Source organism: Amycolatopsis kentuckyensis, from assembly GCF_041679295.1.
In the GTDB taxonomy this organism is placed as follows: domain Bacteria; phylum Actinomycetota; class Actinomycetes; order Mycobacteriales; family Pseudonocardiaceae; genus Amycolatopsis; species Amycolatopsis kentuckyensis_A.
In genome coordinates, this window is sequence record NZ_JBGDMD010000001.1 from 623,270 (window position 1) to 649,280 (window position 26,011).

Annotated in this window: 29 protein-coding genes and 2 pseudogenes; 16 read left to right on the forward strand and 15 right to left on the reverse strand. The window is 72.2% G+C overall.

Annotated features, from left to right (window positions below; all coding sequences use genetic code 11):
- Positions 1–427: 427 nt before the first annotated feature.
- The 3 genes from ACERZO_RS02820 (at position 428) to ACERZO_RS02830 (ending at position 3,728) form a co-directional block, all read left to right on the forward strand.
- Positions 428–1,924 (forward strand): arabinofuranosidase catalytic domain-containing protein, encoded by a 1,497-nt coding sequence (locus tag ACERZO_RS02820; RefSeq protein ID WP_372661169.1) that lies wholly within the window; start codon positions 428–430, stop codon positions 1,922–1,924.
- Positions 1,925–2,128: 204 nt separating this feature from the next.
- Positions 2,129–2,707, forward strand: a complete 579-nt coding sequence (locus ACERZO_RS02825) for a CGNR zinc finger domain-containing protein (RefSeq protein WP_372661172.1) — start codon at positions 2,129–2,131, stop codon at positions 2,705–2,707.
- 31 nt (positions 2,708–2,738) lie between these two features.
- A complete protein-coding gene (locus ACERZO_RS02830; RefSeq protein WP_372661175.1) occupies positions 2,739–3,728 on the forward strand; it encodes a quinone oxidoreductase family protein in 990 nt (329 codons plus the stop codon).
- Positions 3,729–3,762: 34 nt separating this feature from the next.
- Here the strand turns inward: ACERZO_RS02830 and ACERZO_RS02835 are convergent, their stop codons facing one another.
- The gene (locus ACERZO_RS02835) at positions 3,763–4,410 is read right to left on the reverse strand and encodes a GntR family transcriptional regulator (RefSeq protein ID WP_372662896.1); all 648 of its coding nucleotides are present in this window, start codon (positions 4,408–4,410) and stop codon (positions 3,763–3,765) included.
- A 151-nt stretch (positions 4,411–4,561) separates the two neighbouring features.
- Here ACERZO_RS02835 and ACERZO_RS02840 point away from each other — a divergent pair, with 151 nt between their 5' ends.
- Positions 4,562–5,116 (forward strand): YbhB/YbcL family Raf kinase inhibitor-like protein, encoded by a 555-nt coding sequence (locus tag ACERZO_RS02840; RefSeq protein WP_372661178.1) that lies wholly within the window; start codon positions 4,562–4,564, stop codon positions 5,114–5,116.
- Positions 5,117–5,258: 142 nt separating this feature from the next.
- Positions 5,259–5,843, forward strand: a complete 585-nt coding sequence (locus ACERZO_RS02845; RefSeq protein WP_372661181.1) for a DivIVA domain-containing protein — start codon at positions 5,259–5,261, stop codon at positions 5,841–5,843.
- A 3-nt stretch (positions 5,844–5,846) separates the two neighbouring features.
- Here the strand turns inward: ACERZO_RS02845 and ACERZO_RS02850 are convergent, their stop codons facing one another.
- On the reverse strand, positions 5,847–6,293 hold the full coding sequence (locus tag ACERZO_RS02850) for a MarR family transcriptional regulator (protein ID WP_372661184.1): 447 nt from the start codon (positions 6,291–6,293) through the stop codon (positions 5,847–5,849).
- A 46-nt stretch (positions 6,294–6,339) separates the two neighbouring features.
- Here ACERZO_RS02850 and ACERZO_RS02855 point away from each other — a divergent pair, with 46 nt between their 5' ends.
- On the forward strand, positions 6,340–7,026 hold the full coding sequence (locus ACERZO_RS02855) for a class I SAM-dependent methyltransferase (protein WP_372661187.1): 687 nt from the start codon (positions 6,340–6,342) through the stop codon (positions 7,024–7,026).
- Between the two features lie 15 nt (positions 7,027–7,041).
- Here the strand turns inward: ACERZO_RS02855 and ACERZO_RS02860 are convergent, their stop codons facing one another.
- On the reverse strand, positions 7,042–7,806 hold the full coding sequence (locus ACERZO_RS02860) for a DUF1206 domain-containing protein (protein WP_372661190.1): 765 nt from the start codon (positions 7,804–7,806) through the stop codon (positions 7,042–7,044).
- Positions 7,807–8,022: 216 nt separating this feature from the next.
- Here ACERZO_RS02860 and ACERZO_RS02865 point away from each other — a divergent pair, with 216 nt between their 5' ends.
- Positions 8,023–8,244: a DUF6204 family protein gene (locus ACERZO_RS02865; protein ID WP_372661193.1), complete on the forward strand. Its 222-nt coding sequence runs from the start codon at positions 8,023–8,025 to the stop codon at positions 8,242–8,244.
- An 18-nt stretch (positions 8,245–8,262) separates the two neighbouring features.
- Here ACERZO_RS02865 and ACERZO_RS02870 read toward each other — a convergent pair whose 3' ends face one another.
- Positions 8,263–8,670 carry an ATP-binding protein gene (locus tag ACERZO_RS02870; protein ID WP_372661196.1) on the reverse strand — a complete coding sequence of 136 codons (408 nt, stop codon included), beginning with the start codon at positions 8,668–8,670 and terminating at the stop codon, positions 8,263–8,265.
- A gap of 130 nt (positions 8,671–8,800) precedes the next feature.
- Between ACERZO_RS02870 and ACERZO_RS02875 the strand changes: the two genes are divergently transcribed.
- Both ACERZO_RS02875 and ACERZO_RS02880 read left to right on the forward strand, forming a co-directional pair.
- Complete coding sequence (locus tag ACERZO_RS02875; RefSeq protein ID WP_372662899.1) at positions 8,801–9,160, forward strand: helix-turn-helix domain-containing protein; 360 nt, start codon at positions 8,801–8,803, stop codon at positions 9,158–9,160.
- Between the two features lie 48 nt (positions 9,161–9,208).
- Entirely contained in the window at positions 9,209–9,625 is a 417-nt protein-coding gene (locus ACERZO_RS02880) for a VOC family protein (protein WP_372661199.1), read from the forward strand.
- 4 nt (positions 9,626–9,629) lie between these two features.
- On the opposite strand, the gene ACERZO_RS02885 is transcribed toward ACERZO_RS02880, so the two are convergent.
- Positions 9,630–9,983, reverse strand: coding sequence for a hypothetical protein (locus ACERZO_RS02885; protein ID WP_372661202.1), 354 nt, complete (start codon positions 9,981–9,983; stop codon positions 9,630–9,632).
- 59 nt (positions 9,984–10,042) lie between these two features.
- On the opposite strand from ACERZO_RS02885, the gene ACERZO_RS02890 reads away from it, so the two are divergent.
- Positions 10,043–10,558, forward strand: coding sequence for a DinB family protein (locus ACERZO_RS02890; protein ID WP_372661205.1), 516 nt, complete (start codon positions 10,043–10,045; stop codon positions 10,556–10,558).
- On the opposite strand, the gene ACERZO_RS02895 is transcribed toward ACERZO_RS02890, so the two are convergent.
- Both ACERZO_RS02895 and ACERZO_RS02900 read right to left on the reverse strand, forming a co-directional pair.
- Entirely contained in the window at positions 10,500–11,444 is a 945-nt protein-coding gene (locus ACERZO_RS02895) for an aminoglycoside phosphotransferase family protein (RefSeq protein ID WP_372661208.1), read from the reverse strand. The genes ACERZO_RS02890 and ACERZO_RS02895 overlap by 59 nt on opposite strands.
- Positions 11,445–11,519: 75 nt before the next feature.
- Positions 11,520–12,404, reverse strand: coding sequence for an alpha/beta fold hydrolase (locus ACERZO_RS02900; RefSeq protein WP_372661210.1), 885 nt, complete (start codon positions 12,402–12,404; stop codon positions 11,520–11,522).
- An 84-nt stretch (positions 12,405–12,488) separates the two neighbouring features.
- Between ACERZO_RS02900 and ACERZO_RS02905 the strand changes: the two genes are divergently transcribed.
- Genes ACERZO_RS02905 through ACERZO_RS02915 form a run of 3 tightly spaced genes read left to right on the forward strand, consistent with a single transcriptional unit; the run spans position 12,489 to position 14,551 of the window.
- The gene (locus tag ACERZO_RS02905) at positions 12,489–13,067 is read left to right on the forward strand and encodes a TetR/AcrR family transcriptional regulator (RefSeq protein WP_372661213.1); all 579 of its coding nucleotides are present in this window, start codon (positions 12,489–12,491) and stop codon (positions 13,065–13,067) included.
- A 19-nt stretch (positions 13,068–13,086) separates the two neighbouring features.
- Positions 13,087–13,536: a MerR family transcriptional regulator gene (locus ACERZO_RS02910; protein ID WP_372661216.1), complete on the forward strand. Its 450-nt coding sequence runs from the start codon at positions 13,087–13,089 to the stop codon at positions 13,534–13,536.
- 19 nt (positions 13,537–13,555) lie between these two features.
- The gene (locus ACERZO_RS02915; RefSeq protein ID WP_372661219.1) at positions 13,556–14,551 is read left to right on the forward strand and encodes an SDR family oxidoreductase; all 996 of its coding nucleotides are present in this window, start codon (positions 13,556–13,558) and stop codon (positions 14,549–14,551) included.
- Positions 14,552–14,593: 42 nt separating this feature from the next.
- Here the strand turns inward: ACERZO_RS02915 and ACERZO_RS02920 are convergent, their stop codons facing one another.
- Positions 14,594–14,863 (reverse strand): ARMT1-like domain-containing protein, encoded by a 270-nt coding sequence (locus ACERZO_RS02920; RefSeq protein ID WP_372661222.1) that lies wholly within the window; start codon positions 14,861–14,863, stop codon positions 14,594–14,596.
- A 79-nt stretch (positions 14,864–14,942) separates the two neighbouring features.
- Positions 14,943–16,670 (reverse strand): annotated as a pseudogene (locus ACERZO_RS02925) (ARMT1-like domain-containing protein); the annotation flags it as partial.
- On the opposite strand from ACERZO_RS02925, the gene ACERZO_RS02930 reads away from it, so the two are divergent.
- Together ACERZO_RS02930 and ACERZO_RS02935 are read left to right on the forward strand one after the other, a co-directional pair.
- Complete coding sequence (locus ACERZO_RS02930) at positions 16,588–16,977, forward strand: hypothetical protein (protein ID WP_372661225.1); 390 nt, start codon at positions 16,588–16,590, stop codon at positions 16,975–16,977. The pseudogene ACERZO_RS02925 and the gene ACERZO_RS02930 overlap by 83 nt on opposite strands.
- Before the next feature lie 162 nt (positions 16,978–17,139).
- Positions 17,140–17,889 carry a D-Ala-D-Ala carboxypeptidase family metallohydrolase gene (locus ACERZO_RS02935; RefSeq protein ID WP_372661228.1) on the forward strand — a complete coding sequence of 250 codons (750 nt, stop codon included), beginning with the start codon at positions 17,140–17,142 and terminating at the stop codon, positions 17,887–17,889.
- Positions 17,890–17,999: 110 nt separating this feature from the next.
- Here the strand turns inward: ACERZO_RS02935 and ACERZO_RS02940 are convergent, their stop codons facing one another.
- From ACERZO_RS02940 to ACERZO_RS02960, 5 genes are all read right to left on the reverse strand, one after another.
- Positions 18,000–18,857 (reverse strand): hypothetical protein, encoded by an 858-nt coding sequence (locus ACERZO_RS02940; RefSeq protein ID WP_372661230.1) that lies wholly within the window; start codon positions 18,855–18,857, stop codon positions 18,000–18,002.
- Between the two features lie 172 nt (positions 18,858–19,029).
- A complete protein-coding gene (locus ACERZO_RS02945) occupies positions 19,030–20,382 on the reverse strand; it encodes a dipeptidase (protein ID WP_372661233.1) in 1,353 nt (450 codons plus the stop codon).
- Positions 20,379–20,696: a hypothetical protein gene (locus tag ACERZO_RS02950; protein ID WP_372661236.1), complete on the reverse strand. Its 318-nt coding sequence runs from the start codon at positions 20,694–20,696 to the stop codon at positions 20,379–20,381. The genes ACERZO_RS02945 and ACERZO_RS02950 overlap by 4 nt, the downstream gene beginning before the upstream one ends.
- On the reverse strand, positions 20,693–22,165 hold the full coding sequence (locus tag ACERZO_RS02955) for an APC family permease (RefSeq protein WP_372661239.1): 1,473 nt from the start codon (positions 22,163–22,165) through the stop codon (positions 20,693–20,695). Before ACERZO_RS02955 ends, ACERZO_RS02950 begins: the two co-directional genes overlap by 4 nt.
- Before the next feature lie 99 nt (positions 22,166–22,264).
- Positions 22,265–24,079, reverse strand: a complete 1,815-nt coding sequence (locus tag ACERZO_RS02960) for a glycoside hydrolase family 15 protein (RefSeq protein ID WP_372661242.1) — start codon at positions 24,077–24,079, stop codon at positions 22,265–22,267.
- A gap of 143 nt (positions 24,080–24,222) precedes the next feature.
- Between ACERZO_RS02960 and ACERZO_RS02965 the strand changes: the two genes are divergently transcribed.
- Positions 24,223–25,623, forward strand: coding sequence for an MFS transporter (locus tag ACERZO_RS02965; protein ID WP_372661245.1), 1,401 nt, complete (start codon positions 24,223–24,225; stop codon positions 25,621–25,623).
- A gap of 90 nt (positions 25,624–25,713) precedes the next feature.
- Here the strand turns inward: ACERZO_RS02965 and ACERZO_RS02970 are convergent.
- Positions 25,714–25,953, reverse strand: a pseudogene (locus ACERZO_RS02970) (ion channel); the annotation flags it as partial.
- Between the last annotated feature and the right edge of the window lie 58 nt (positions 25,954–26,011).

Here is a 26,011-nt window from a genome sequence, read left to right on the forward strand (position 1 = left end):
GTCCGGTGCTCGCCCGGCACCGTCGGCGGCGGCGTTGTGTTAACGTGAACATTCAGCTGTGATCCGGCTGTCGACATAGCCGGGGTTGGTCACGCGTTCACCCAGTTCTACGGGGATGTTCAGCCAAGATCGCCGGACTCATCGCCTGAACATGGGCTGTTAGCGATAACAAGAAGTCCTTGTCGGTGCTGGCTGTGGCCGTTATCGTGCTGTGAGTGCTTCCGGTGGTCTCGACCCGGGGCACGACCGGCGGCACGTCGAGTTCTGCTCGCAAGGAGGCGGCGCATGAACGCTCACGCGAACGTGGCTCCCGGCTAGTCGCCCTCCGCTCTTTCCGGTCGGCATTCCGCGGTTTCCGGCGGTTTTCGGGGTGCCGGCGGCAATGGCCGTCGTGGTGGTTTTCTCAGGCACACGAAAGGAGACAGCAATGGGTTTCCGGGTTCTCCGCAACCGCTGGCGAAAGGTGTTCGCGGTCGGAGCCGCCGTTCTGCTCACCGGCGCGGCGCTGACCGTCACGACGGGCACGGCCACCGCCGCCGGCACCGGGCCGTGCGACATCTACGCTTCCGGCGGCACTCCCTGCGTCGCCGCGCACAGCACCACTCGCGCGCTGTTCGGCTCCTACGGCGGGTCCCTCTACCAGGTGCGCCGGTGGTCCGACGGCGCCACCGCCAACATCGGCGTCCTCAGCGCCGGGGGCTATGCGAACGCCGCGACGCAGGACTCGTTCTGCTCCGGCACGTACTGCACGATCGTGCGGATCTACGACCAGACCTCGCGCCACAACGACCTGACCATCGCGCCCGGCGGCGGCGCCAACCCGACCGCCGACCAGGGCGCGAACGCCGCGGCCCTGCCGGTGACCGCGGGCGGCCACAAGGTGTACGGCGTCTACATTTCGGCCGGCAACGGCTACCGCAACAACAACACGAACGGCATCGCCACCGGCAGCGCCCCCGAGGGCATGTACATGGTCACCGAGGGCACGCACTTCAACGACCGCTGCTGCTTCGACTACGGCAACGCCGAAACCAGCAACAACGACACCGGCAACGGTGACATGGACGCCATCTACTTCGGCACCCTGTGCTGGTTCTCGCCGTGCAGCGGCTCGGCCCCGAAGGTGATGGCCGACCTGGAGAACGGCCTGTTCGCCGGCGGGAACGGCTCGAACACCGCGAACACCGGCCGCGGCAGCGCGTTCGTCACCGCGGTGACCAAGAACAACGGCACCTCGACGTACGCGATCAAGGACGGCAACGCCCAGTCCGGCGGCCTCGCGACCCGGTGGAACGGATCCCTGCCGACGCAGGGCGGCTACCAGCCGATGACCAAGCAGGGCGCCATCATCCTCGGCATCGGCGGCGACAACAGCAACGGTTCGGTCGGCTCGTTCTTCGAAGGCGTGATGACGTCGGGCTACCCGTCCGACGCCACGGAGAACTCGGTGCAGGCGAACATCGTCTCGGTGGGCTACGCCAAGAGCGTCACGTTCCCGGTCGACGGCGCGAGCTACCGCTTGACGAACCTGGCGGCCGGCAAGGTGCTCGACGCGGCCGACTGCGGCACCGCCAACGGAACCGCGGTCCAGCTGTGGCAGAACCTGAACAACGCCTGCCAGCAGTGGCGCTTCACCAACGTCGGTGCCAACAAGTGGACCATCACGAACGTCAACTCGGGCACGGTGCTCGACGCGGTCAACTGCGGCCTGGCGCTCGGCACGGCCACGAACCTGTGGCAGCCGCTCGGCAACAAGTGCCAGCAGTGGGCGGTGATCCCCGCCGGCAACGGCCGCTACGAGCTGGTGGTGGAGAACAGCGGCATGGTCCTCGACGACCAGAACTGCGGCACCGCCAACGGCACGAAGGCGCAGCTGTGGATGTGGCTGAACAACACCTGCCAGCTCTGGTCGTTCTCGTCGTAGGTCCCCCGTGGCGGCGCGGGTGCCCCACCCGCGCCGCCACCTGGTCCACTTGCCCCGGATCGTCCGGCCGGCAAGCGAAACGAAGCTCGCGCAGTGGTCCGCGTAGCCGGCCTGCCTGGGGTGCACACATCACCGCGGACCGGCCCGAGGTGACCTGACCCACAAAGCAACGCGCGAAATAGCCAAACAGGTCATGCTTATTTCATGACCTGGCTCGCGACCGCGCGCTACGACCTCCCTCCGGCCCCGGGTGGCCTGGGGTTCGTCCACGACCTCCTCAACACGCGGTCCGCCGGCCGCCCCCGGCAGCCCGACCTGCTCGCCGACGTCGCGTCGGCGCAGGACTGGGCCGACGGAGCCCTGACGGCCTGGGCCGAGGAGACCGGACAGGTCGTGCCCGCCGTGACCCTCGGCGAAGACGACCTCGACCCGCTCCGCGACCTCCGCGTCGATCTGCACGCCCACGTCGCCCGCGCGGACGGGCTCGCGCCGGAACACCAAGCCGGGGTGGTGCTGCGCCTCGGTCCGGACGGCCGGGTCCGGCCGGAACCGCGCGGCACCGGCTGGCGGGCCCTGGCTTCGCTCGCCCTGATCGCGATCTCGGAGGCGCAGGCCGCCGACACGTGGCGCCGGCTCAAGGCCTGCCGCAACCACCGGTGCGAAGCCGCCTTCTTCGACCGCTCGCGCAACAACAGCGGCACCTGGCACGACGTGCGCGTCTGCGGCAACCCCGCCAACCTGCGCGCCTACCGCGAGCGGCAGCGTGCCGAAAGAACCAACTGAGTAACGTCTATTGCGACGAAGAGGGAACACCATGCGCGCGATCCAGTACGACGAGTTCGGCGGCTACGACGTCCTCCGGACCGTCGATGTCCCCGTCCCGGTCCCCGCCGGCGGCCAGGCGCTCGTGAAGCTCACCTTCGCGGGGGTGAACCCGCTGGAGGAGACCGTCCGCTGCGGCAAGCTCCCCGCCGCGGCCGTCAAGCCGCTGCCGATCCGGCCCGGCGGGTTCGGCGTCGGCGTCCTCGCCGAGCCCGGCGCGAGCGGGCTGCCCGCCGGCACCCGCGTCATCCTCAGCGGCGGCCGGTACGGCGTGGGCGCCGACGGCGCGTGGGCCGAATACGTCGCCGTCGACCCGCAGCACGTCGTGGCCGTGCCGGACGGCGTCGACGACACCGCCGCGGCCGCCCTCACCGCGGCGACCGGCCACCTCACCGCGTACCTGGCGCTCACCGAGCTTGCCGGGTTCCGGCCCGGGCAGTCCGTCCTCGCCCCCGGCGTCGGGGGCGGGGTCGGGCAGGGCGGCGTGGACGTCGCCCGGGTGCTCGGCGCCGGCGTGGCGATCACCACGGCCACCAGTACCGCGAAGGCCGAACGCGGCCGCGCGCTCGGGTTCGAGGTGATCGACCTGTCGACCGAGTCCCTGCGCGCCGGCGTGCACCGGCTGACCGGTGGCAAAGGCGTCGACGTGGTCCTCGACGGCGTCGGCGGCTCCGTGACCGGTGCGGCACTGGGCGCGCTGGCGGTGGACGGCACCCTGGTCAGCATCGGGTACGCGGCGAGCACCCGCACCGAGATCGACGTCACCGACCTCATCTGGAAGAACGCCCACATCCACGGCTTCCGGTTCGCCCTGTTCACCCCGGACCGGATCAACGCGGCGAACACGCGGCTGCTCGACCTGGTGGCCCGCAAGGAGATCACGCCCCTGGTCGACCGCGTGTTCCCGCTGGAGCAGGCCGCGCAGGCGCAACGCCACCTCGCCGAGGACGGCCCGTTCGGCCGCGTCCTCCTGGCCGTCTGATCCGGGTGCCGGGCGGGTCACCGCGGCCGGCGGCTCAGCTCCCGGGCGCGGGTTCGGTCAGCCCGGTCGCGGTCAGGGTGAGGTGCCGGACCAGTCGCTCGGCCGCGGCGTCGGCGTCCCGGGTCAGGGCCGCCTCCTCGAGCCCGCGGTGCTCGGCGGCGTGGTCGCGGCGGGGCCCGCGGTGGGCCGACCAGCGGCGAGCCAGCTCGCTCGCGGCCCACAGCCGGTCGAACGTCTCCAGCAGCACGGGGTTCCCGCAGCCTTCCAGCAGTGTGCGGTGGAAGACCCGGTGGGCTTCCGACCAGGCTTCGCTGTAGTACTCGCCGTCCTCGGGGACGAACGCGGGGGTGCGGGCCAGCCGGTGGTGGGCGGCCCGCACCGCGGCCTCCCAGCCGACGTCGCCGCGCTCGACGGACATGCGCAGCACGACCGGTTCGACGGTCCGGCGGGCTTCCGCGAGCTCCTGCCAGCGCCGGTCGGAAAAGGCCGGGACGGCGAAGCCGCGGTTGGGCAGGCGGTCGGCGAGGCCGTCCCCGACCACGCGCACGAGCGCCTCGCGCACGACGGCCAGGCTCACGCCCTGTTCCTGGGCGAGGTCCTGGGGTTTCAGCGCGTCGCCGGGGGCGTAGTCACCGCGCATGATCGCGCCGCGCACGTGGGCGTAGACCCGCTCGGAGAGCATTCGCGGGCTCGCCGCGTCGGCGGGGGAAGTGGTCCGAGGCACGCAGTAAGCATAGACGATCCGGGTGATAATCGATTATCTCTGGTATCGTCGATCTTATGACGGCGCGATCCGCCGCTCACTCCCCGCAGCACGGCTCGAAAGGAACGCCTTGAGCGTCAACGACCCCTTCGCCCGCCTCCCCGAGGCGGCGCGCTTCACCGTCACCAGCACCACCCTCACCGACGGCGGCACCCTGCCGCCCGAGCAGTTCTCGGGGCTCTTCGGCGTCCCCGGCGGAAAGGACACCTCCCCGCACCTGGCCTGGCACGGCGCCCCGGACGGCACCAAGAGCTACGCCGTCACCGTCTACGACCCCGATGCCCCCACCGGCTCCGGGTTCTGGCACTGGGCGGTCGCCGGCATTCCCGCCGGCGTCACCGAACTCCCCGAGGGTGCCGGCGACGACACCGGCTCCGGCTTGCCCGAGGGCGCGGTCCAGCTCCCCAACGACGCCCGGGCGGCCCGCTTCATCGGCGCCGCCCCGCCGGCCGGGCACGGCCCGCACCGCTACTTCGTCGTGGTGCACGCCCTCGACGTCGAGACCCTCGACGTCCCCGCGGACGCGACCCCGGCCTTCCTCGGCTTCACGATGTCTTCGCACATCCTCGGCCGCGCCGTCCTGGTCGCCACGGCGGAAACCCCGCCGGCCGGGGCGCGTGGGTAGCCGGATCGGGTGGTGAGCCGGCGTCCCACGCCGAGCCCCGCCAGGAGAGCGGGAAACAAAACGTGACCATCGGGTGAATGCGGCCCGGTGCAGCCTTTTTCGCCGAATTGCCGGTCATCCGGAACTTGCCGACACTCGGGGGATGGAGAACACGGTTTCCGAACCCGAAGCAGCGCCGGAGTCCGACGTCCGGTTCCCGATCGTCCTGCGGGGTTACGACCGCCGGCAGGTGGACGAATACGTGCGGGTCGCGGAGAAACGGGTGGATCGGCACGAGAAGGCACGGCGGGTCGCGGAGCGCCGGCTGGCCAAGGCGCAGGTGCCCGCCCCGCGGGCGCCGGAACCGGACGGTGCCGCGGGGCTGGGCAAGCGGATCGAAAAGATCCTCCAGGTCGCGAAATCCGAGGCCGCGGAAATCAAGGAGCAGGCTCGAAAGGAGAGTGAGGCGCTGCTGGCGGCTGCGGAAAAAACCGTCGCCGAGGCGGAAAGCGCGGCCGCGGAGACCGACCGCATCGCGCAGCGGGACGCCCAGCTCGTCATTTCCCGTGCGGAGGAGGAAGCCGCCGCCATCCGGGCCACCCACCGGGCGGTGCTGGACCAGCTGGGCCGGATCGTCGACGCCGTCGAGGAACTGCGTGACCGGTTCGGCGGCGAGGCCGACGCCGACGCCGGTGCGGAGAACCCGGCCGAGCCGGAGACCGTGGACGCCGTGCCTTCCCCCGTTTGACCGTCAGGGGTGGTGTTCCGGCCGCCGGGGCACCACCTGACCGGCGACGACGAGGAGCCTCCGGAGCTCGCGCCGATCCCGTTCGCCGAGCTTGGCCAGGACCCGGTCCTCGGCCTCGGCCACCGCGGGGTCGAGGCGCGCGAGCAGGGTCGCGCCCTCGCGCGTCAAGGTCGCCGGCAACGACCTCCCGGACGACACCGTGGCGGGTCGCGTCACCAGACCGCGATCCTGCAGTTCGCGCACCACCTTGTTCATCGCCTGGGGTGACACCTGGGCTTCGCGGGCCAGCTGGGCGTTGGACTTCGGCGACTGCGACAGCATCCGCAGGCAGAGGTATTCGGGCGCCGCCAGCTCCGCCGGTCCCAGCACGGTCGCGGCCACCTCGGCGCGCAAGGCCGCGGTGACCCGGTGCAGCAGGTAGCCGAGCGGCTCGTCCCGGAGGCCTTCCATGTCAACCATGTTGACATATATCAACCTGGTTGACACCCTGGGGTGCATGACGAGCTCACCGAGCGACGCGTTGTTCGAATCCGCCTACCGTGGCCAGGCTCCCGAGCTGGGGCCGGGCTTCCGGCCGCCGTGGAGCATCGGCGAACCGCAACCCGAGATCGCCGCGCTCATCGACGCGGGCGCGTTCCACGGCGACGTCCTCGACGCCGGCTGTGGTGAAGGCGCGACGGCGCTCCACCTCGCCGAGCGGGGTTTCACGACCGTCGGTCTGGACCAGTCCCCGACCGCGATCGCGCTCGCGCGTGCGGACGCCGCCCGCCGCGGCTTGGGCAACGCCGGCTTCGCGGTCGCCGACATCAGCACGTTCACCGGCTACGACGGCCGTTTCGGCACCGTCGTCGACAGCACCTTGTTCCATTCGATCCCGGTCGAGCTGCGCCGGGGGTACCAGGAATCGATCGTGCGCGCCGCGTCGCCCGGCGCGTCCTACTTCGTGCTGGTGTTCGACAGCGCCACCGTGCCCTCGGGCAAGGTCAACCCGGTCTCGGCGGCGGAACTGCGGGAGGTGGTGGGCGCGTACTGGACGATCGACGACATCCGGCCGGCCCGCATCCACGCCAACGTCCCCGAAAACTTCCCGGACTTCGCGGGCTTCGCCGGCAGCGATGTCCGGGACGAGGGCAACGGCCGCAAGTCGGCACCCGCCTGGCTGCTGTCGGCGCACTTGTCCTGAAAGTACGGCCGACCCTCAGATCTTGCGGTACCGGCTTTCGAGCAACGCGAACACACCGAAGACGGCGATGCCGGCGGCCAGCGCCAGCAGCAGTGCTTGTCCGTAGGGCTGGAGGGCGAGCGTCTTGAGCGCGGGGTCGAGGCCGCCGGCCTTGGCGGGGTCGTAGTCGACGGCGGCGACGATGAACATCGCGCCGACCGTGCCGTAGGTGACCGCCATGGCGCACCAGCCCACCTGGCCCAGCCGTTCCGTCGACCGCCGGACCGTCCGGGACGCCCCGTCGAGGTCGAGGTCGTGGACGAACTTCTTCTTGATCCCGCGGTGGGCGAGGAAGGCCGCGACCACGATCACGCCGCCGCCGGCCGCGATCACCGCGGCGGCTCCCCAGGGCTGGGCCAGGACCGTGGCCACCACCGATCCCGCTTTGCCGGAGCCGCCGGTCGCGATCTTTGCGGCGCTGTAGGCGACGAGGCCGTACAGGACGACTTCGACCCCGCTGGTCGCCCGCCGCACCCACCGGCGGCGGGGCGCGGCGTGCCGGTGGCCGGTGATCGCCTCGGTGAGCTGCCACAGCGCGAGCAGCCCGGTGCCGGCGGCGATCAGCCAGAGCAGCCACGCTCCGCCGCCGGCGGCGACGATCTGCAACGCGCCGGCCTTGTCGGCCTTCTCGTTGTCGCCGAGGGCCACCTGCGCCGCCAGCCACGCGACGACCAGGTGCACGAAGGCGTAGCAGGTCAGGCCGATTCGGGCGATCAGGGTGAAACCTCTGAAGTCGGGCACCCGAGGGATCCTGGTTCATTCCGGCCCGGTTGGCCAGGCTCCGGCGCGACTTCGTCGGTGAGGCCGCCGGTCAGCACGGCCGGCCGGGCACGTTCTGCCCCGAGGACCTCGGCATGCCGGGCCCACGCCGCCGGCCGGGTCGAACAGGGCGGTCATGATTTCGTCGCGGCGCGGCGAGTTGCCGATGTTCCAGGCGGCGGCGTCGACCTGGCCGGCTTGTCGTTCGGTGAAACGGGAAAGCTGACGTACAGCCGGCACCTGGGCGGGTTCGGCTTCCGCGTCCGGATCGACGTCACCGCGGGCGAAGGCGCCGAGCAGCGGGCGCACGAGGAAGCCGAACTGCGGGCGATGGAACTGCTGGAGCGCGAAGGATATCCGTACCGCGACCTCACGGTCAGCTCGACCTGCATGGACGACGTCCGGACCACGCGCCGCTGAGCGGTTTCGCGCCGGTGCTCAGCTCCGGACGGCCGGGACGATCTCGGCCCAGACCGTTTTCCCGGCCGGCCGCTGGTCCTGCCCCCAGGCGATGGTGCAGTGCTCGACCAGCGCGAGGCCCCGCCCGCCGGTTTCCGAAGGCGGGCGCGGGCACGCCGGGTCGCGGCACGAGTCGTCGACTTCGATGCGCAGCCAACCCGCCCGGCGCAGCAGCCGGACCTGCCGGGGCGGGGTCCCGTGCCGGAGCGCGTTCGACACCAGTTCGTCCAGCACCATGATCGTGTCGGTCAGGTCCGCTTCGGACAGATCGCTCAGCGCGGAGCGGGCCCACCGGCGGACCCAGGACAGTTCGGCCAGATCGTCTTCGACGTCCAGCACCCGGGTTTCGACCTGCTCGCCGGTCACCGGCGCGTATTCGGTCGGCATCGGACCCCACTCTCCTCGTCGGTCCTCGGCCGGGTACCCGTGATCGGCGCCGTGACACCACCGACGTTGTCACCGACGCTCGTGGTGTGATGCGGAGGTGAGCCGTGCCGGGGAGGAGACCAACCGTCGCATGCTGCGTGCCCGCGACACCATGGACCGCGACTACGCCAAGCCGCTGGACGTGGCCGCGCTGGCGCGGGTCGCGCACGTCTCGGTGCCGCACTTCAGCCGGACCTTCCGGGCCACCTTCGGCGAGACCCCGCACCGCTACCTGCAACGCCGCCGGGTGGAGCGGGCCATGTTCCTGCTGCGCTCGGGCGACCGGAGCGTCACCGACATCTGCGTGGAGGTCGGCTTCACCAGCCTCGGGACGTTCAGCCGGACCTTCCGGGACATCGTCGGCGAGTCGCCCACGGCCTACCGGCGGCGCGGACCGCTGGCGGACGTGCCGACCTGCTTCGCCATGGCGTGGATGCGGCCGCGGAGCTGATCGTTTCGGATAAGCGTCCCGGCGCTCTCCTGCACTACCGTCGCCGCCATGCTCAACGCAATCACGATCTCCCAGATCTTCGTGCTCGACCAGGACGAGGCGCTCGACTTCTACGTCGGCAAGCTCGGCCTGGAGGTCCACACCGACGCCGACCTGGGCTTCATGCGGTGGCTGACCATCAACGTGCCTGGTCAGCCGGACCGCGAGATCCTGCTGGAGAAGCCCGGCCCGCCCCGGATGGACGAGGCCACCGCGGACCAGGTCCGCGACCTGCTGACGAAGGGCGCGATGGGCGGCTCGCTGTTCTTCGCCAGCGACGACTGCCGCAAGACCTACGAGACGCTGCTGGCCAAGGGCGTCGAGTTCACCGACGAGCCGACCGAGCGCCCGTACGGGATCGACTGCGGCCTGCGCGACCCGTTCGGCAACAGCATCCGGTTCAGCCAACCCCTGGCCGGCTCCTGACCCGTCACCGCAGCCAGCGCACCGCCGCGTCGGCGCAGTCCTCGGGGCTGCCGCCGAACGCGATGGCCGCGTCGGGGGCGTGCCGGCGGACCAGGTTGACGACCCGCTCGAACAGCTCCAGCAGGGGCTCGTGGGTGCGGATGCCGCCACCGATCACCACGCAGGCGTAGGTGTCGCCGGTCAACGCCTCCACGACGGCCTCTTCGGGACGCTCGTCGGGGGAGACCAGGCAGTAGTCGGCCGCGATGCCGTGATCGTCGAACCGGGCCCGGCCGCGGGCGATCGCGGCCTGGACCGGTTCGGGGTCCCAGCCGGTCAGCTTGGCGGGGTCGAGCCCGATGACCAGCACTCGTGTCATCGCCGAGACGATACGCGGGCGATTGCCGGACCACGCGCGGTCCGGCAACCATGGGGGCCATGTCCGAGCAGCCGGGCGCCGGCATCCCCCCGCCGGCCGCGGAAGACCACACCTGCGCCGGGTGCGGACTGTCCTATCCCGCGCTCACGCTCGACGCCGCCCGGGCGATCATCGGGTCACTGCCCGACGCGGTGGCGGCCATGGCCGCGTCCCCGCAGGAGCTCCGGCACCGTCCCGCGCCCGGCCGCCGGTCGGCGCTGGAGTACCTCGTCCACCGGCCCTTGCTCGAGCCGATGCTCAACGACCTGCGCGCCCGGCGGTTCCGCTACAACGACCGTTCCTTCGAAGCAGTGCGCGACGAGCTCGCGGCCTGCGCCGCCGGGCTCGGTGACGAGATCGACCGGCTGGAACCGGCGGACTGCGCACGCGTCGTGATCCGCCTGCCGGGCGAACACCGCACGGCCCGGTGGCTGGTCCGCCAGGCGGCCCACGAGGTCACGCACCACCTCGAAGACATCAGGCAGTGCCTGGCCGCGGCCCAGCTTGGCTCTCGAGGTGGCTCAACGCGGCGCTGAGGAAGGCGTCCCGTCGTTGCCCGAGCAGGCCGGCGTCGAGGTCCGGCCGGCCCTGGTCGTGGAGCGCCGGAACGCAGAACGCCATGTCGGCCAGGGTGCCCGACGCCGCGACGACGTCCCAGTAGGCGACGTGGTCCGCCGGCCGGCCGGTAGCCCGCTGCCAGCCTTCCAGCACGTGCTCGGCGGCGGCCGGCCCGAACATCAGGGCGGCGTCGAAGCGCGCCGCGCCGAGATCGATCCCCGGCGATCCGGCGCCGGCGCAGTCCCAGTCGACCAGGCCGGTGCAGCGGTCGCCGGACCACAGGGTGTTCCCGAACCACAGGTCACCGTGCACGAAGACGGCCGGGCCGCCGGGCACGGGAAGCCGGTCCAGGAGTTCCTCCGCGGCCGCCAGCAGCGCGGTGGTGCCCTTTTCCCGGCGTTGGGCCGCGAAGTCCACGTCCGCTATCGAGCGGGTCCGCGGCGGCAGCGCGGGCCCGGGCGTCAGCGGGATCGACTGCAGCGCGGCCGCCACGGCTCCCAGGCCCCGCAGGCGCTCGGTGGACGCGACCGCCGGGATCCGGCTGTGCCCGGGCAGGACCGTGGTCAGCACCGCCAGCTCGCCCGCCGCGGCGCCGTCGAGATCGGTGGCGATCAGCCGGGCCGCGGGCAGCTCGTGGTCCCCGGCGACTCGCAGGGCCGCCACCTCGGTGGCGAACCGCCGGCCGTGTTCGGGATCGGTGGGGTCGCCGAGCCGCAGGACGGCCGCTTCGAATCGACCGGCCGGCTCGAACCGCAGCAACCACGGGTCGGCGTTCTCGCGCAAGCCGGTCATCGCGGCCACGCGGACGTCACCGCCCACCGCGTCGGTCACCCAGCGCAGGACCTGCTCGGACGGCTCTGGCATCGCATTCACCCCTGTCGCGCCGGGAAACCGAGGAGTCACGATGCCATGACTACGGCCGGTGAGCGCACCTGCGGCTCACATCCGCGCCTCGGCTTCGGCGAGGAACGCCAGCACCCGTGCGTTGACGGCGTCGGCGGCTTCACCGGCGATGGCGTGGGTCGCTTCGGGCCAGACCTCGACGCGCGCGTCCGGCAACAGCGCGCGTGCGCGAGCGGCCGCCTTGGCGGCGTCGTGGATCACGCTGCGGCCGGCGATCAACGCGAGGACGGGGAGCCCGATCGACCGGAGCTGCTCGTCGGTCAGCAGTTCCGGGGTGGGCAAAGCGATCCGGTAGGCGCGGATGCCCGCCTCGACGACCGCGGCGACCGGGTCGTCCGGAGCGACCTCGGCGCCACCGGAGATCCACCGGATGAAGGCCGGGCGGCCCCAGTGGCTGAGTCCGGGCACGAGCGCGAGGGTCGTGCGGAAGAGCAGGGAGACCGGGAGCTCGCCGAACGTGCGGACCGGGTCGATCAGGGTCAGCGACGCGAGCCGCTTGCCCGAACGAGCGGCGTAGTTCGCGGCGAGCCAGCCGCCGAAGGAGTATCCGACGAGGTGCACGGTCTCGGCGCCGAGCGCGTCGAGGACCTCGGTGAGCCAGGCGGCCTGTTCGGCGCTGTCGCCGATCGGCGCGGTTTGCGTGCTCCGGCCCGGCTCGCCGATCAGGTCGAGCGCGTACACCGGGCCGCGGCGCGCCCACGCCGGGAGGTTCGGCGCCCACATGACGGCGGTGCCGGCCCGGCCCGGCAGCAGCACCGTGGGGATCGCGGGCCCCGAGCCGAACCGGTAGACCCGCGCGGTCCCGAAAGACGTCTCGACGTCGTGCTGGGCGGCCGGTGCGGGCAGCGCGGCGAGCCCGCGTTCGTACACCCCGTCGTACTCGCGTCCGGCCTGCTCGGAGGTGAACCGGCTCAGCTTCATCGCGCCCCCTGGTTTTGCGATACGATCGGATGGTAAAGAGGGTGCGGGACGGTTCGCAAGCCGGCCGTATCGGAAAGGGGACGCGTGCCGAAAGTCGTCGATCACGAGGAGCGCCGGCGGCGGATCGCCCGGACGCTGTGCCGCATCGCCGCGGACGAGGGCCTCGAGGCCGTCAGCCTGGGCCAGGTCGCGGCGGCCGCGGGCATCTCGAAAGGGCAGGTGCAGCACTACTTCCCGAACAAGGACGCGATGCTCCGCTACGCGGTCCGGACGCTGCGCGACCAGGTCGAGCGCCAGGTCGCGGCCGCGGACGCGCCACTGGACCTGCGCACGGTCCTGGTGGCGCTGCTGCCCCTCGACGACGAGCGCCGGACGGAAGCGCTGGTGGCCAACGCGTTCGTCTGGCGCGCGTTCAAGGACGACGAGATCGCGGCCTGGTTCCGCGCCGGGTACGAGCAGCTGCGCGAGGCACTCGCCGCCCTGGTGACGGCCGAGCACGGCCTGACCGGCGTCGACGCCGCCGGCGAAGCGGATCTGCTCCTGGCGCTGACGGCCGGCCTGGCCGACGCCGTCCTGCTCGGGCACCGGACCGGGGCGGAGGCCGTCGAGCTGATCGACCGCCAGCTGCGCCGGCTCACCGGCGGCTTGACTTCAAGCACTTGAAGTTCCGCATGCTGGTCCCATGGCGACAGGAACCGCGCGCGAGCAGGTCTGGCTGACCATCCTCGAGGCGTCCCGGCGCAGCGGGCTGAGCGAGCCGACGCTGCGCTACTACGAGCAGATCGGCCTGGTCGGTCCGGTGCCGCGGGATCCCGGCAGCGGGCACCGGCGGTACGACGCCGAGACGATGGCCGTCCTCGACTCGCTGGGGTGCCTGCGCTCGGCCGGGCTGCGGGTGGCGGACCTGCGCCGCTACCTCGGCCTCCTCGCCCGCGGGGACGCGGCCGCCGCCGAGCAGCGCGAGCTGTTCGACCACCACGCCGACCGGCTCGAGGCCGAGATCGACCGGTTGCGGCTGCGGCTGGACTACCTGCGCCTGAAGGCACGGCTCTGGGACGCCCGCGACCGCGGCGACACCGACGCGGCGCAGCGGCTCGTCCCGCGCCTGCTCGCCCTCATCGACCGATTCTGAACCTCCACAAAGGACTGATATGACCGACCGAGCGCTCGTCCTGGTCACCGGTGGTACCGGCTACCTGGGCGGTCACACCATCGTGCGGCTGCTGGCCGACGGGCACCGGGTCCGCGCCACCGTGCGTGACCTCGACCGGGCGTCGGACGTCCGTGCCGCCGTCGGACCCGGCGACCTGGAAGTGGTGGCCGCGGACCTCGGCGCCGACGACGGCTGGGCCGCGGCGACGAAGGGCGTGGACTACGTGCTGCACGTCGCTTCCCCGTTCCCGCCCGCCGCCCCCGAGGACGACGACGAGGTGATGCGCCCGGCGCGCGACGGCGCCGTCCGCGTCCTGGCCGCCGCCCGGGAAGCCGGGGTCCGGCGGGTCGTGCTGACGTCGTCGTTCGCCGCGGTGGGGTACGGCGCGGTCCCGCGGGAGGAGTACACCGAGGCCGACTGGACCGACCCGGCCGACCCCAACAGCGCCTACATCCGGTCGAAGGTGATCGCCGAGCGCGCGGCCTGGGACCAGGCCGCCGCCGGCCCGGAGCTGACGGTGATCAACCCGGCCGGCATCTTCGGCCCGGTCCTCGGCGGGCGCTTGTCGTCGTCGGTCGCGCTGGTGCGGGGGATGCTCGACGGGGCGATGCCGGTGGTGCCGCCGCTGTACTTCGGCGTGGTCGACGTCCGAGACGTCGCCGACCTGCACGTGCGGGCGATGACCCACCCGGCCGCGGCGGGGGAGCGGTTCCTGGCCGCGGCCGGCGAGGCGCTCAGTTTCCTGGACCTGGCCCGGATCCTCGCTTCGAGCGGTCACGCCGTGACGGTGACCGAGCTGACGGCGGAGCAGGTGCGGGCCGCCGCGGAGACCGACCCGGCCATGCGGGAGGCGGCCGCCCGCCTCGGGCGCGTGCCCGTCATCCGCACGGAGAAGGCGCGGAGCGTGCTCGGTTGGCGCACTCGCCCGGTGGAGGAGACCGTGGCCGACACCGCCCGCAGCCTCGTCGCCGGTCAGGCGCGCCCGGCTGGGTGACCAGCAGTTCCCTCGGGCTGACAACGGGAAACTCCGCCCACCTCAGAGGCCGATCTGGAGCACGCCTTGCGGCGTCGTGGTCATGAGGTCGAGGTTCACGTCGTCGGTGGTGCCGACGAGCAAGGGGGTCTGGATGGGGCGAAGCGCGAGCAGCGGACCCGGGAAGGTGCGGGTGAAGGCGGTGAAGCTGGTTTCGTGCGGCCACCGGCGGTCTTGCACGAGACGCCGGTAGTTGTGGTCGCCTTTGAGGATGGTCAAGCGGGCGGTGGCGAAGGCCTCGCGGAGTTCGCCGGGAATCTGCTCGATGTGCAAGGCGGCCGGGCAGCGGTAGTACGCGTGGGTGACGGCCTCGAGCCGGCCGTCGACGAGCTGCGCCGTGGTGGTGGTCGGGGAGCCGGCCGAGGCAGGCGAGCAGGTCCGCGGTGGTGGCCTGCGCCGGGCGCCACGGGTGGGGTGCCAGGTGGAGGTCGACCTGAGTGGCGAAGCCCTCGGCGAGGAGGAAGTCGATCAGCATGAGGTCGCCCACCAGTTCGGCGGCTGTCGAGTCGGCGACCAGGCACACCCGGCCTGGCGCGATGCCGGCGAAGTGCGCCCACAGCCGGCGGCTCTGGTCGATCACGAGCGGCACCGCGGCCGAGCCGGCCAGGGACGTGCGCAACAGCGCGTGGCCGCGTTCGCGGGTGTCGAGCCCGGTGAGTTCGTCGAATGCGTCCAGCGGCGCGAGGGTGGCTTCGCCGGCGAGGAGTGCCGCCTTGCCGGGGCCGTACGGGTCGATGCCCCGCCAGGGAGTGGTGGCCGGCAGTCGCGACGAGCTTGCCGGCGAAGTAGTTCTCCGCGTACAGGAAGGGCAGTTCCGACCAGGCGCGGCCGAGGTGCTCGTCGTCGCGCCAGGGTTCCGGCTCGGCGGGCGGTCCTTCGAAAGGCGTCTGCCACGGTCGGAGAATGCCGTCCGACAGTTCTGCTTCGATTCGATCAATGGCCCGGCGGGTGTGCGGCGGATATGGCAGTTCGTCGCGAACCCGGGTGAGTACGCGGGGCCAGAACTCGTGCAGTTGGTGCCACGGGTAAGTGTCTTCGTCGCGTGCGTCCAAAACGGAAGGAAGTGCCGGGGCCCGATTGTCCGGCCGGCGTCGTCGCGAGTGTCATGGGGGATCGAAATTCTTCTGTAGTGCAGCCGTTCCACGGGCTGCTCCGGTGTCTCGCCGGCGGGTTGAATCCGTCTGTTCGAGAGGTCTGATCGTGCGCAGGAACGATTGCAGATGGCGCTTTCACGAACGACAAGAACAAGCTGGCTCACGAATTGGTGGCGGCGAAGCGGTCGGCCGCGCTCGCCGAATGGCCGGCCGATCCGGCGGGGCGGCCGGCGCGGTGCATGAAAACGACGGTGACGCCGAAGGCGAAGAAGGTGGCGCAACCCGCGGATCGCGCCGTCCGGAACGGGATCGTCGCCCGGAAACCGTATGACACCAGGACGGTCGCCGCGGATCCGGACTGCAGCCAGGGTTACGACCGGTTCCTGTCCTGCGGCGGGACGATCAACAACTACGAGGTCATCGAGACGGTCAACGGGGTAAGCCGGGTGGTCGGGCGGGTCGACTTCACGGTCGATGACGCGATCGCGTGGGACTCGTTCAGTCTCAACTGGACCCACAAGGCGACGATCTCGCAGATCAGCGCCTGGGGCACCGAACTCGCCGGGCGGCAGGCACAGCTGTCGTTCGGGTGCGACAAGGACCCGTTCGTCTGCGAACGGCTCGACGGTCCCGCGAGTGAGATCATCCGTCTCGAGAACGGGTTGAGCGTCACCCGTACGTACACCTACCAGGACACCGGCACGCCGGCTCAGTTCCTCGACGCCACCGAGTTCCTGGTCGGCTACCGCGGCACGGTCCTGCGGGTCACCCCGATCGGTGCGCCGAACCAGCTCGTGTTCGACGACGGGGAGCGCAATGAGGTCAACAGCCGCTGCGACAGCGAGCAACGGCTCGGCGGTCGCGGCTGCATCAATCCGGCCAGCTCCGCCGCACGTCCGGCGGTTGTCCTGGCCGCCTTCCGAGCACGGCCTGCTCACCGGCGACGCCGGCTGGATCGCGGTCCTCACCGGACAGGACTGGGCCACGGTCGACGTCGAGCTCGAGTCCCTCGGTGCACCGCCCGCGGATGCGCCCGGCGACGGGTGGGAGATGGCGGTCGAACGAGCGGTCACCGTCGACACGAGCCCGCACCTCGCGATTTCCGACCCGTACGGTGGGCCACAGCACACGATCGCCACGCCGGAAACCGCCTACCGCCTCCGGGTGCACTGCCGCGGCCGTGGACGGCCGGCGCTGGAGAGCTACCTGATCCGGTTGTGGCCGGCGCCGGCCCGGGCCGGCGAGCAGCTGCTCACCGGCCCGGACACGTTGGCGCCGGATCTTCGCGGCTGACCTGCCGGTGCGGGGCGTCTCCCGATCCGGGCCGGCGGCCGAGTCCGGGCTTGTGGTGCGAACGCCCCACAGTGCGGTGCTCGCCACCGCTCTACCGTGCTGGACAGTGAATCGCAGACCGGCTGCGGGTCTCACCTTCCCCGTTCGAGAGGTGTTCCTGTCATGCGCGTTCGTCTTCTGCTGCCCCTGCTCGCCTTGATCGCTTCCGCGGTGGCCGCTCCGGCTGCCGCTTCCGCTTCCGCCGATCCCGTCGCGGCCATGGCCGTCACGGACGCTTGCTACACCTGGGGACGCACGCTGGCGCAAGGCGCGTCCGGCGACGACGTCCGGCAGCTGCAGATCCGGGTCGCGGGTTACCCGGGATACGGTGGCGTCCTGGTCATCGACGGCCAGTTCGGGCCGGGGACGAAGGCGGCGGTCACCCGGTTCCAGCAGGCTTACGGCCTCGGCGCGGACGGCATCGCCGGGCCGGCGACGTTCGGCAAGCTCTACCAGCTGCAGGACGACGACTGCACCCCGGTCAACTTCACCTACGCCGAGCTGAACCGCTGCAACTCGGACTGGTCGGGCGGCAACGTCCCACCGGCGACGGCGAAGGCGAACGCGCTGGTGTCGATGTGGAAACTGCAGGCGATGCGCCACGCGATGGGCGACCGCCCGATCGTGGTGAACGGCGGTTTCCGCAGCGTGGCGTGCAACAACGCGGTCGGCGGAGCGGCGGCCAGCCGCCACCTCTACGGCGACGCGGTCGACCTGGGGGCGGGCGCGCAGGGCTTCTGCGGATTGGCGTTGCAGGCCCGCAACCACGGGTTCAGCGAGATCCTCGGACCGGGCTACCCGGGCCACAGCGACCACACCCACGTGGCACACCGGTCAACCCGCTTCTGGTCGGCGTCCTCCTGCGGAATCTGATTCCGGCGCCAGGGAACGCCCGCCCGCGGGAACTCGGCTTCGCTTCGGTGGTCATCCTGCGAAGTCAACCCGGTTCGGGCGGATCGAAAACCGATCGGTTCATCGCTGGTTCACGGCGTGACGTCGAAGCGGTCGACCAGCATGTAGGTGCCGCTGCGCTTGACGGCCCGGATGGTGTGGCGTCCCGGCGGCAGGGCGCAGGCGCTGAACACGGCTTGCTGGGCGCGGCGGACGTCGCTCGTGGTGTCGACGGTGCGCTGGAAGACCTCGTCCAGGTAGACGTCCATCCGGCCCTCGTCGGAGAAGGTTTCGCTGAAGAGCGCGATGCCGGTTCCGCTGAAGGAGTAGTCGACCCAGCTGCCGTTCGTCTTCGTGTAGTGCACGTCGGCGTGGAAGTCGCCGAACTCGCGGTCGCGGCTGACGTTCCACGATCCCCGGTAGCCGATGCCGTCCGAGTCGTCGTTGAGCGTCACTGTCTGGTTCGTCGGGCAGTGCCGGGCGGTCGTGATGACCGGCGGTGGCGCGGCGCTCGGCCTGGTCGTCGAGGGTGTCGGCGTGGTCGATGTTCTGGTCGCCGTCGAGGGCGCGGTGGACCGGTCGGGGACGGCGCTCGCGCTCGAAGCGAGCGTGGCCGCGGGCTGGAGCGGCACCGCCGACAACGCCGCGTTGCGCGGCGCCGGGCGCGACATCGTCGCCGGCAGGGCGATGCCGACCACTATGGCCAGTCCCGCGACCACGATCGCCGCCCAGCGGATCCGCGCACTCGCCCGCAGCTGCGCGCGAGCGGCTTCCCGGGCCCGGCGTTCGAGGCGCGCGCGGTGCTCATCCGAGTCGAAGTCCGCTTTCCCGGGCTCCGCGCGTGCCCCCGGACGCTCGGCTGCCGTGATCGGACGGGCGTGCGCACGGGCCTTTCGCAGAAGGTCCTCGACCGTCAGCCGCTGCGCTCTCCGCCGGCCGGCACGCGCCATTGCGGAACCTCCTGGATCCTCACACCGTCGAGCCCGCCGGCTCGTGGTGCGGAATCCTAGGAATCCCGTCCCGGATTGTAAACCCGGCAACGGAAAGCGTTTCGTTATCATTTCGAGGCAACCGGATCGCCGCCCCGGCCGTATCGGCCGGGTTCCGATGGTCGAGTGAGCCTCAGCCGGGCGGGTCTCCGTAACCCCGCAGGAACAACGCTTCGGTCAACGCCATCGCCGCGATCTCCCGCGGTGCCACGCTTTCGTTCGGCGCGTGGATCGACGACTGCGGTTCCTCGACGCCGATGAGCAGGATCTCCGCCTCCGGGTAGGTCTCGGCGAAGACCGTGCACAGCGGGATCGAGCCGCCCTGGCCGAGGTGGCTCACCGGGGTTCCGTACGCGGTCCGCATCGCGTCGGCCAGTACGTGGTGGGCCAGGCCGTGGGTGGCCGGGCGGAACGGGCGGCCGCTCGCCTCGAGCTCCACCCGCAAGCGGACGCCCCGCGGGGTGGCCGCGATCAGGTGCTCCGTCAGCGCCCGCGCCGCCTCATGGGGCTCGATGTCCGGCGGGATGCGGAGGTTCAGCCGGGCCCGGGCGCGCGGGGTGATGGCCGCCGCCGAGCCGAGCACCGGTGGGCAGTCGATGCCCAGCACCGTCAGCGCCGGGCGCGCCCACAGCATGTCCGCCACTTCGGCGTCGCCGAGGAGGACCGCGTCGGCGGAGAGGCCCGCGTCCGCGCGGAACCGCTCGGCCGGGTACGGGGCTCCGGACCAGCGGCCGTCCCCGGGCAGGCCGTCGATGGTCGTGTTGCCTTCCGCGTCGCGCAGGGACGCCAGGACCGACACCAGCGCCGCCAGCGCGTCCGGGGCCGGGCCGCCGAACATGCCGGAGTGCAGTTCCGCCGGCAGCGCGTCGATCGCGACGACGACGTCGACCATCCCGCGCAGGCTGACCGTCACCGCGGGGTGCCCGACCGCCGCGTTCCCCGTGTCGCACACCAGGATCGCGTCGGCTCGCAGGAGGTCGGCGTGCTCCGGGACGAACGCCTCGAGCCCGCCCGTGCCCTGCTCCTCGGAGCCCTCGACGACCAGCTTGAGGTTCACCGGCACGTCGTCACCGAGGGCGCGCAACGCGGTGAGGTGCATGACGATGTTGCCCTTGCAGTCGGCCGCGCCGCGGCCGTACCAGCGGCCGTCGACCTCGGTCAGCCCGAACGGCGGAGTCCGCCATGCTTCGAGCTGCAGCGGCGGCTGGACGTCGTAGTGCGCGTAGAGCAGCACGGTCGGCGCGTTCTCCCGGCCGCACGGGCGCCAACCGAGCACGGCCTGGCTGCCGTCCGGGGTGTCCGCGACGCGGGTGTCGAACCCGGTCCCGGCGAACGCGTCGGCCACCCAGGCCGCCGCCCGCCGGCACTCCTCGGGCGGGAACTGCCGCGGGTCCGCCACCGAGCGGATCGCGACGAGGTCGGCCAGTTCGTCGCGGGCCCGCGGCATCAGCTCGTCGATCCGGGTCCGGAGGTCCACCGCGCTCACCCGCCCGTCGCCGCGACGAAGCCCAGCTCGCCGACGTGGTCCCAGTACGCCGCCAGCTTCTCGGGGCAGTGGGCCGCGATGACGCGCGACTGCCCGCGCACCACGGTGCCCGCGGGCAGGGCCGGCCGCGTGCCCGGGTCGCCCGTCGCGCGGACGAGGGCGGCGGCCGGGTCGGCGCAGATCGCCGCGGCGGCCTCCCGAGCGGACCGGTGGAGCAGGTACCCGGCCACGAGCAGCGCGCCGAGCACGACGCCCACGACGACGTAGACCGCCGTCCGCTGGCCGCGCGTCGACCATTCGTCCACAGTGGTCACGACGTGCTCACCGCCGGCCGGCGCCACGACGGCTTTCGCAGGCGGTAGAACAGGAACGGCACCAGCAGGCCCAGGCCGAGCGCGCCGCCCGCGACGATCCCGAGGTAGACCCACGGATCACCGGAGCCGAACTGCGACGGCGGGACGAAGCCCACCAGCAGCGCGGCGAGCGACGCGCAGAACCCGACCCCGCACAGGCCGGCCAGCATCGGCGCGCGGAACCCGCGCGGCTGCTCGGGGAACTTCCGCCGCAGCCGCACCGCCGCGACGAACATCAGCAGGTACATGATCAGGTACACCTGCGTGGTGATCACCGAGAAGATCCAGTACGCGCTCGACACGTCGGGGATGAACGCGTAGAGCAGCGCGATCAGCGTGGTGAGCACCCCTTGCGTGACGAGGATGTTCTGCTGCACGCCCCGCTTGTTGAGCCGCTGCAGGAACGGCGGCAGGTACCCTTCCTGCCGCGAGATCAGCAGCAGCCCCTTCGACGGCCCGGCCAGCCACGTCAGCATCCCGCCGAGCGAGGCCAGCACGAGCAGGACGCCGATCAGCGGGGTCAGCCACTGGATGCCGAAGCTCGCGAAGACGGCATCGAAGGCCTGCATCACCCCGGCGGTCAGGGAGAGCCGGCCGGCCGGGACGACCCAGCTGATCGCCAGCGCCGGCAGCACGAAGATGAGCAGCACCAGTCCCATCGCGAGGAACATGGCGCGCGGGAACTCCTTGCCGGGCTTGCGCAGCGCGGACACGTGCACCGCGTTCATCTCCATGCCCGAGTAGGACAGGAAGTTGTTCACGATCAGCACGAGGCTCGCGAGCCCGGCCCACGCCGGCAGCAGGTCGCCGGCCGACATCGGGGCCGCGGACGGGTGCCCGCGGCCGAGGAACACGAGGCCGAGAACCACCAGCAGCGTGCCGGGGACCAGCGTCCCGATGACGAGCCCGCCGCCGGCGAGCCCGGCCACCCCCTTCGTGCCCCGGGCGGAGATCCAGACCCCCGACCAGTACGCGACGACGATCACGGCGGCCGTCCACCACCCGTTGCCCGCCAGGTCGGGGTCGACGACGTAGGCGAGCGTGCTCGCGACGTACCCGAGCAGGCTCGGGTAGTAGAAGATCGTCATCGCGAACTGGCACCAGACCGCCAGGAAGCCCAGCGGCTTGGAGAGCCCGAGCGCCACCCAGTTGTAGACCCCGCCCGGCCAGCCCGAGGCCAGCTCGGCCGAGACCAGCGAGGTCGGCAGCAGGAACACGATCGCCGGGACGACGTAGAGGAAGACGGCCGCCAGGCCGTACACGGCCATCGTCGGCGACGGCCGCAGGCTCGCGACCGAACCGGTCGTCATGAGCGCGAGCGCGACCCAGGAGATCCACGCCGCGGCCGGCGGTCTCGTCCGGCCGCCTCCCCCGGCGGGTGGTGCTGCCGCCCCGGCTGGCTCCGGCTGCGGTCGGTTCGTGGCGGTCATGGTGGTCGGCCTCCCGGGTTCGCCTCGGTGGGTGCCCATCGTGATCCGCGGCGGGCCGGCCCGGGTCACCCGTCGCGGGCGAGACCGGCGGCCCGCCGGTCAGCCGAGCGCGGCGTCGAGCGTGACGGCGGCGTCGATGAGCGCGAGGTGGGTGAAAGCCTGCGGGAAGTTGCCGAGCTGCTCGCCGGTCGGCGCGATCTCCTCGGCGTACAGGCCGACGTGGTTGGCGTAGGTCAGCATCTTCTCGAACGCCGTGCGGGCTTCCTCCAGCCGGTCGGCGCGGGCCAGCGCGTCGACGTAGGCGAAGCTGCACAAGGAAAAAGTGCCTTCGTCGCCGGCGAGCCCGTCCGGCGAGGCGGCCGGGTCGTAGCGGTAGACGAGGCTGTCGGTCACCAGCCCGTCCCGGATCGCGTCCAGCGTGGACAGCCACAGCGGGTCGCGGGCGGGGAGGAAACCGGTGCGGGGCATGCGCAGCAGCGCCGCGTCCAGTTCGTCGCCGGTGTAGTGCTGGACGAAGGCGTTGCGCGTGCGGTGGAAGCCGCGGCTGAGGATCTGGCCGTAGATCGTGTCGCGCTGCCACGCCCAGTCCTCGACCGGCGCGGGCCGGCCGTGGGTGCCCGCCAGCCGGATGCCGCGGTCGAAGGCGACCCAGCTCATCAGCCGGCCGTAGGTGAAGGACTTGCGGCCGGCCCGGGTCTCCCAGATGCCTTCTTCGGTCTGGTCCCAGTGTTCGCCGAGCCAGTCCAGGGCCGCGCGCAGGGCCGTCCAGCCCTGGTGGGGCAGCTCGAAGCCGGCGCGGTCGGCGGCGAAGACGCTGTCGAGCGCTTCGCCGTAGATGTCGAGCTGCAGTTGCCCGGCCGCGTCGTTGCCGATCCGGACCGGTGTCGAGCCGCGGTAGCCGGACCAGTGCGCGAGGCTCTCCTCCTGGAGGTCGGACGTGCCGTCCACGCGGTAGAGCACGGCGAGCGGGCCGCCGGGTCCGGCCGCGCCTTCGCGGATGCGGTCGCCCAGCCAGCTCCCGAACCGGGCGGCCTCCTCGGCGAAACCCAGTGCCAGCAACGCCGAAACCGAGAACGACGCGTCCCGGACCCAGGTGTAGCGGTAGTCCCAGTTGCGCTCGCCGCCGATCCGCTCGGGCAGGCCGAGGGTGGGCGCGGCGACCAGTCCGCCGGTCGGGGCGTAGGTGAGCAGCTTGAGGGTGATCGCCGAGCGGGTGACGATCTCCCGCCAGCGGCCGCGGTAGGTCGAGCGGGCCAGCCACGCGCGCCACCAGTCCACAGTGGAGTGGAACAGGTCCGTGAACTCGGTGACGCGGATTTCGCGTGGTGGCGCGGCGGCGTCGGTCTCGAGCACGAGCCCGCGGACCTGCCCGGCGGCGAGTGCGAGCCGCAGGTGGACGTCGCCGCCTTCGACGCGCGCGTCGGCGAGGTGCTCGTCGCCGGGCTCGCGGACGGCGTGCAGCACCAACGACGTCTCGCGCGCGTTGAACACGGCCCCGTTCCGGACGAGGGTCGCCTGGTGCGGCCGGCGGCCGTAGTCGAACCGCGGCGCGACCAGCACGTCGAAGGTCATCCGGCCGCGCACGCAGCGCACGAGCCGGGCGATGCGGTGTTCGGTGGTGGCGAGGGTGCCGCACGGCGGCATGAAGTCGACCACCTCGCCGATGCCGTCCGGCCCGCAGAAGCGGGTGATCAGCACCGCGGTGTCCGGGTGGTACACCTGCGTGCTCGTGTGCTCGCCGGCCGGGCGGACGCGGAACCGCCCGCCGCGCTCGTCGTCGAGCAGCGCGCCGAAGACCGACGGCGAGTCGAAGCGCGGGCAGCAGAACCAGTCGATCGACCCGCCGGTCGTCACCAGCGCGGCGGTCTGCAGGTCACCGATCAGGCCGTGGCCGGCGATCGTGGTCTCGGTCATGGGTTCCTCCACGGGGGCAGGTGCGATCCGGTCGCCTGCACCGTCCCGGGGAGCGGGTGGGCCCTGCCTCATCCGCCCGGGGTGAGGTGGCCCGGGCGTGGTCCCGCCACCGTGTGCGGTACTCCGACGAGGAAGGCCCGCCGATGATCGTGCTGCCCCTGGCGCTCGCCCAGTTCGTCGCCAGCTACGCGGCGACCACCATGACCGTGGCCGTCACCGACATCGCCGCCGATCTCGGCACGACCGTGCTCGGCGTGCAGACGGCGATCACGGTCTTCACGCTCACCATGGCGTCGTTCATGGTGCCGGGCAGCAAGCTGAGCGACCTGCTGGGCCGCAAGCGGTGCTTCCTGGCCGGGCTGGCCGTCTACGGCGCCGGTGCGCTGCTGGCTTCGGCGGCGCCCGGACCCGGGCTGCTGGTCACCGGTTACTCGCTGCTGGAAGGCATCGGCTCGGCGCTGCTGATCCCGCCGATCTACATCCTGGTCACGGTGACCAGCCGCGGCGTCGAGACCCGGGCTCGCGCCTTCGGCGTGGTGAGCGGCGCCGGCGCGCTCGGGGCCGCTGCCGGTCCGCTCGTCGGCGGCCTGGTCACGACATGGCTCGGCTGGCGGGCTTCCTTTCTGCTGCAGGTGCTCCTGGTCGTGCTGATCGTCCTCTTGGCACTGCGCATCCGCGAGCCGGCCGCACCGCCGCGCGAAAAGCGGTTCGACGTCGGCGGCGCGATCCTGTCCGCGGCCGGGCTGTTCTTCGTCGTCTTCGGCGTCCTGCAGGCGGGCTCCTACGGCTGGCTGGTCTCACGGGCGGACTTCACCGTCGGCGGGGTCGTGCTGCTGCGGGCCGGCGGGGTTTCCCCGGTCTGGTTGTTCGCCGGTATCGGCGCCGGGTTCCTGGTGGTGTTCTTCCGGCACGTCCGCGCGCGCGAGCGGGCGGGCCGGGAACCGCTCGTGCCCTCCGGGCTCTTCCGCGACCGCGGCACCGGGTTCGGGTTGCTCACCCAGCACGTGCAGTGGCTCGTCCTGCAGGGCACGTTCTTCGTCGTGGCGGTCTTCCTGCAGCAGGCCCGCGGCTACGACGCGATCGAAACCGGGCTGACGCTGACGCCCGCGACGATCGGCATCCTCGGGGCCTCGGCGGCCGCGGGGCGGCTGGCGCGGCGGCACTCCCAGCGGCGGCTGGTCCGCGCCGGCTTCGTCCTCACCGTCGTGGGGCTGGCCCTGGTGCTGCTGCTGGTGCGGGCCGATTCCGGGGTGGCGAGCGTGGTTCCCGGGCTGTTCCTGCTCGGGACCGGCGTCGGGATCATGCTGACGGCGTCGGTGACCCTGGTGCAGTCCCGCTTCCCGGACGCCGCCCAGGGCGAAATCTCGGGGGTGTCGCGCAGCGTGTCGAACCTCGGCTCGGCGGTGGGGACCGCGCTCGCCGGCGCCGTCCTGGTCGGCACGCCGCACCTCGGCGACCGGTCCTTCGCACTCGCGCTGACGACCCTGGGTGTCGCGGCGCTGGCGGGACTCGCCGCGGCCCTGCTGCTGCCGGCGCCGGACTGATCCGTCCCTTGTGGACGAACGCCGGTGTCGCACCGCGGTCACGATCACCCGCAGCGCCACGCTCAGCACCACCAGATCCGCCGCCATCTGCAAGGTCACCAGTACGCGCGCCGCGGAGGAGACCGGCGTGACGTCCCCGAAGCCGACCGTCGCGAACACCGTGACCGTGAAATAGAGCGCGTCGGTGCGCGTGAGGCCGGTGCTGAAGGACCCCGGACGGCCGTGCGCGAGAACGTAGTAGCCGTCGGCGAACAGCAGCAGGAACAGCGGGACGACGAGGGCGAGGGCCTGCACCCCCTGCCAGGCCGGGAACGGCGAGCGCAGGATCATCCGCACTTCGCCGACGACCAGCAGGACGACGACGGCGAGGCCGCCGGCGAACACGGCC

Bases quoted from the DNA above. Each gene is read 5' to 3' on its own strand.
- ACERZO_RS02820 (WP_372661169.1), top strand. From the start codon at position 428: ATGGGTTTCCGGGTTCTCCGCAACCGCTGGCGAAAGGTGTTCGCGGTC.
- ACERZO_RS02825 (WP_372661172.1), top strand. From the start codon at position 2,129: ATGACCTGGCTCGCGACCGCGCGCTACGACCTCCCTCCGGCCCCGGGT.
- ACERZO_RS02830 (WP_372661175.1), top strand. From the start codon at position 2,739: ATGCGCGCGATCCAGTACGACGAGTTCGGCGGCTACGACGTCCTCCGG.
- ACERZO_RS02835 (WP_372662896.1), bottom strand. From the start codon at position 4,410: ATGCTCTCCGAGCGGGTCTACGCCCACGTGCGCGGCGCGATCATGCGC.
- ACERZO_RS02845 (WP_372661181.1), top strand. From the start codon at position 5,259: ATGGAGAACACGGTTTCCGAACCCGAAGCAGCGCCGGAGTCCGACGTC.
- ACERZO_RS02850 (WP_372661184.1), bottom strand. From the start codon at position 6,293: ATGGAAGGCCTCCGGGACGAGCCGCTCGGCTACCTGCTGCACCGGGTC.
- ACERZO_RS02855 (WP_372661187.1), top strand. From the start codon at position 6,340: ATGACGAGCTCACCGAGCGACGCGTTGTTCGAATCCGCCTACCGTGGC.
- ACERZO_RS02870 (WP_372661196.1), bottom strand. From the start codon at position 8,670: ATGCCGACCGAATACGCGCCGGTGACCGGCGAGCAGGTCGAAACCCGG.
- ACERZO_RS02875 (WP_372662899.1), top strand. From the start codon at position 8,801: ATGCTGCGTGCCCGCGACACCATGGACCGCGACTACGCCAAGCCGCTG.
- ACERZO_RS02880 (WP_372661199.1), top strand. From the start codon at position 9,209: ATGCTCAACGCAATCACGATCTCCCAGATCTTCGTGCTCGACCAGGAC.
- ACERZO_RS02885 (WP_372661202.1), bottom strand. From the start codon at position 9,983: ATGACACGAGTGCTGGTCATCGGGCTCGACCCCGCCAAGCTGACCGGC.
- ACERZO_RS02890 (WP_372661205.1), top strand. From the start codon at position 10,043: ATGTCCGAGCAGCCGGGCGCCGGCATCCCCCCGCCGGCCGCGGAAGAC.
- ACERZO_RS02895 (WP_372661208.1), bottom strand. From the start codon at position 11,444: ATGCCAGAGCCGTCCGAGCAGGTCCTGCGCTGGGTGACCGACGCGGTG.
- ACERZO_RS02900 (WP_372661210.1), bottom strand. From the start codon at position 12,404: ATGAAGCTGAGCCGGTTCACCTCCGAGCAGGCCGGACGCGAGTACGAC.
- ACERZO_RS02910 (WP_372661216.1), top strand. From the start codon at position 13,087: ATGGCGACAGGAACCGCGCGCGAGCAGGTCTGGCTGACCATCCTCGAG.
- ACERZO_RS02915 (WP_372661219.1), top strand. From the start codon at position 13,556: ATGACCGACCGAGCGCTCGTCCTGGTCACCGGTGGTACCGGCTACCTG.
- ACERZO_RS02935 (WP_372661228.1), top strand. From the start codon at position 17,140: ATGCGCGTTCGTCTTCTGCTGCCCCTGCTCGCCTTGATCGCTTCCGCG.
- ACERZO_RS02940 (WP_372661230.1), bottom strand. From the start codon at position 18,857: ATGGCGCGTGCCGGCCGGCGGAGAGCGCAGCGGCTGACGGTCGAGGAC.
- ACERZO_RS02955 (WP_372661239.1), bottom strand. From the start codon at position 22,165: ATGACCGCCACGAACCGACCGCAGCCGGAGCCAGCCGGGGCGGCAGCA.
- ACERZO_RS02960 (WP_372661242.1), bottom strand. From the start codon at position 24,079: ATGACCGAGACCACGATCGCCGGCCACGGCCTGATCGGTGACCTGCAG.
- ACERZO_RS02965 (WP_372661245.1), top strand. From the start codon at position 24,223: ATGATCGTGCTGCCCCTGGCGCTCGCCCAGTTCGTCGCCAGCTACGCG.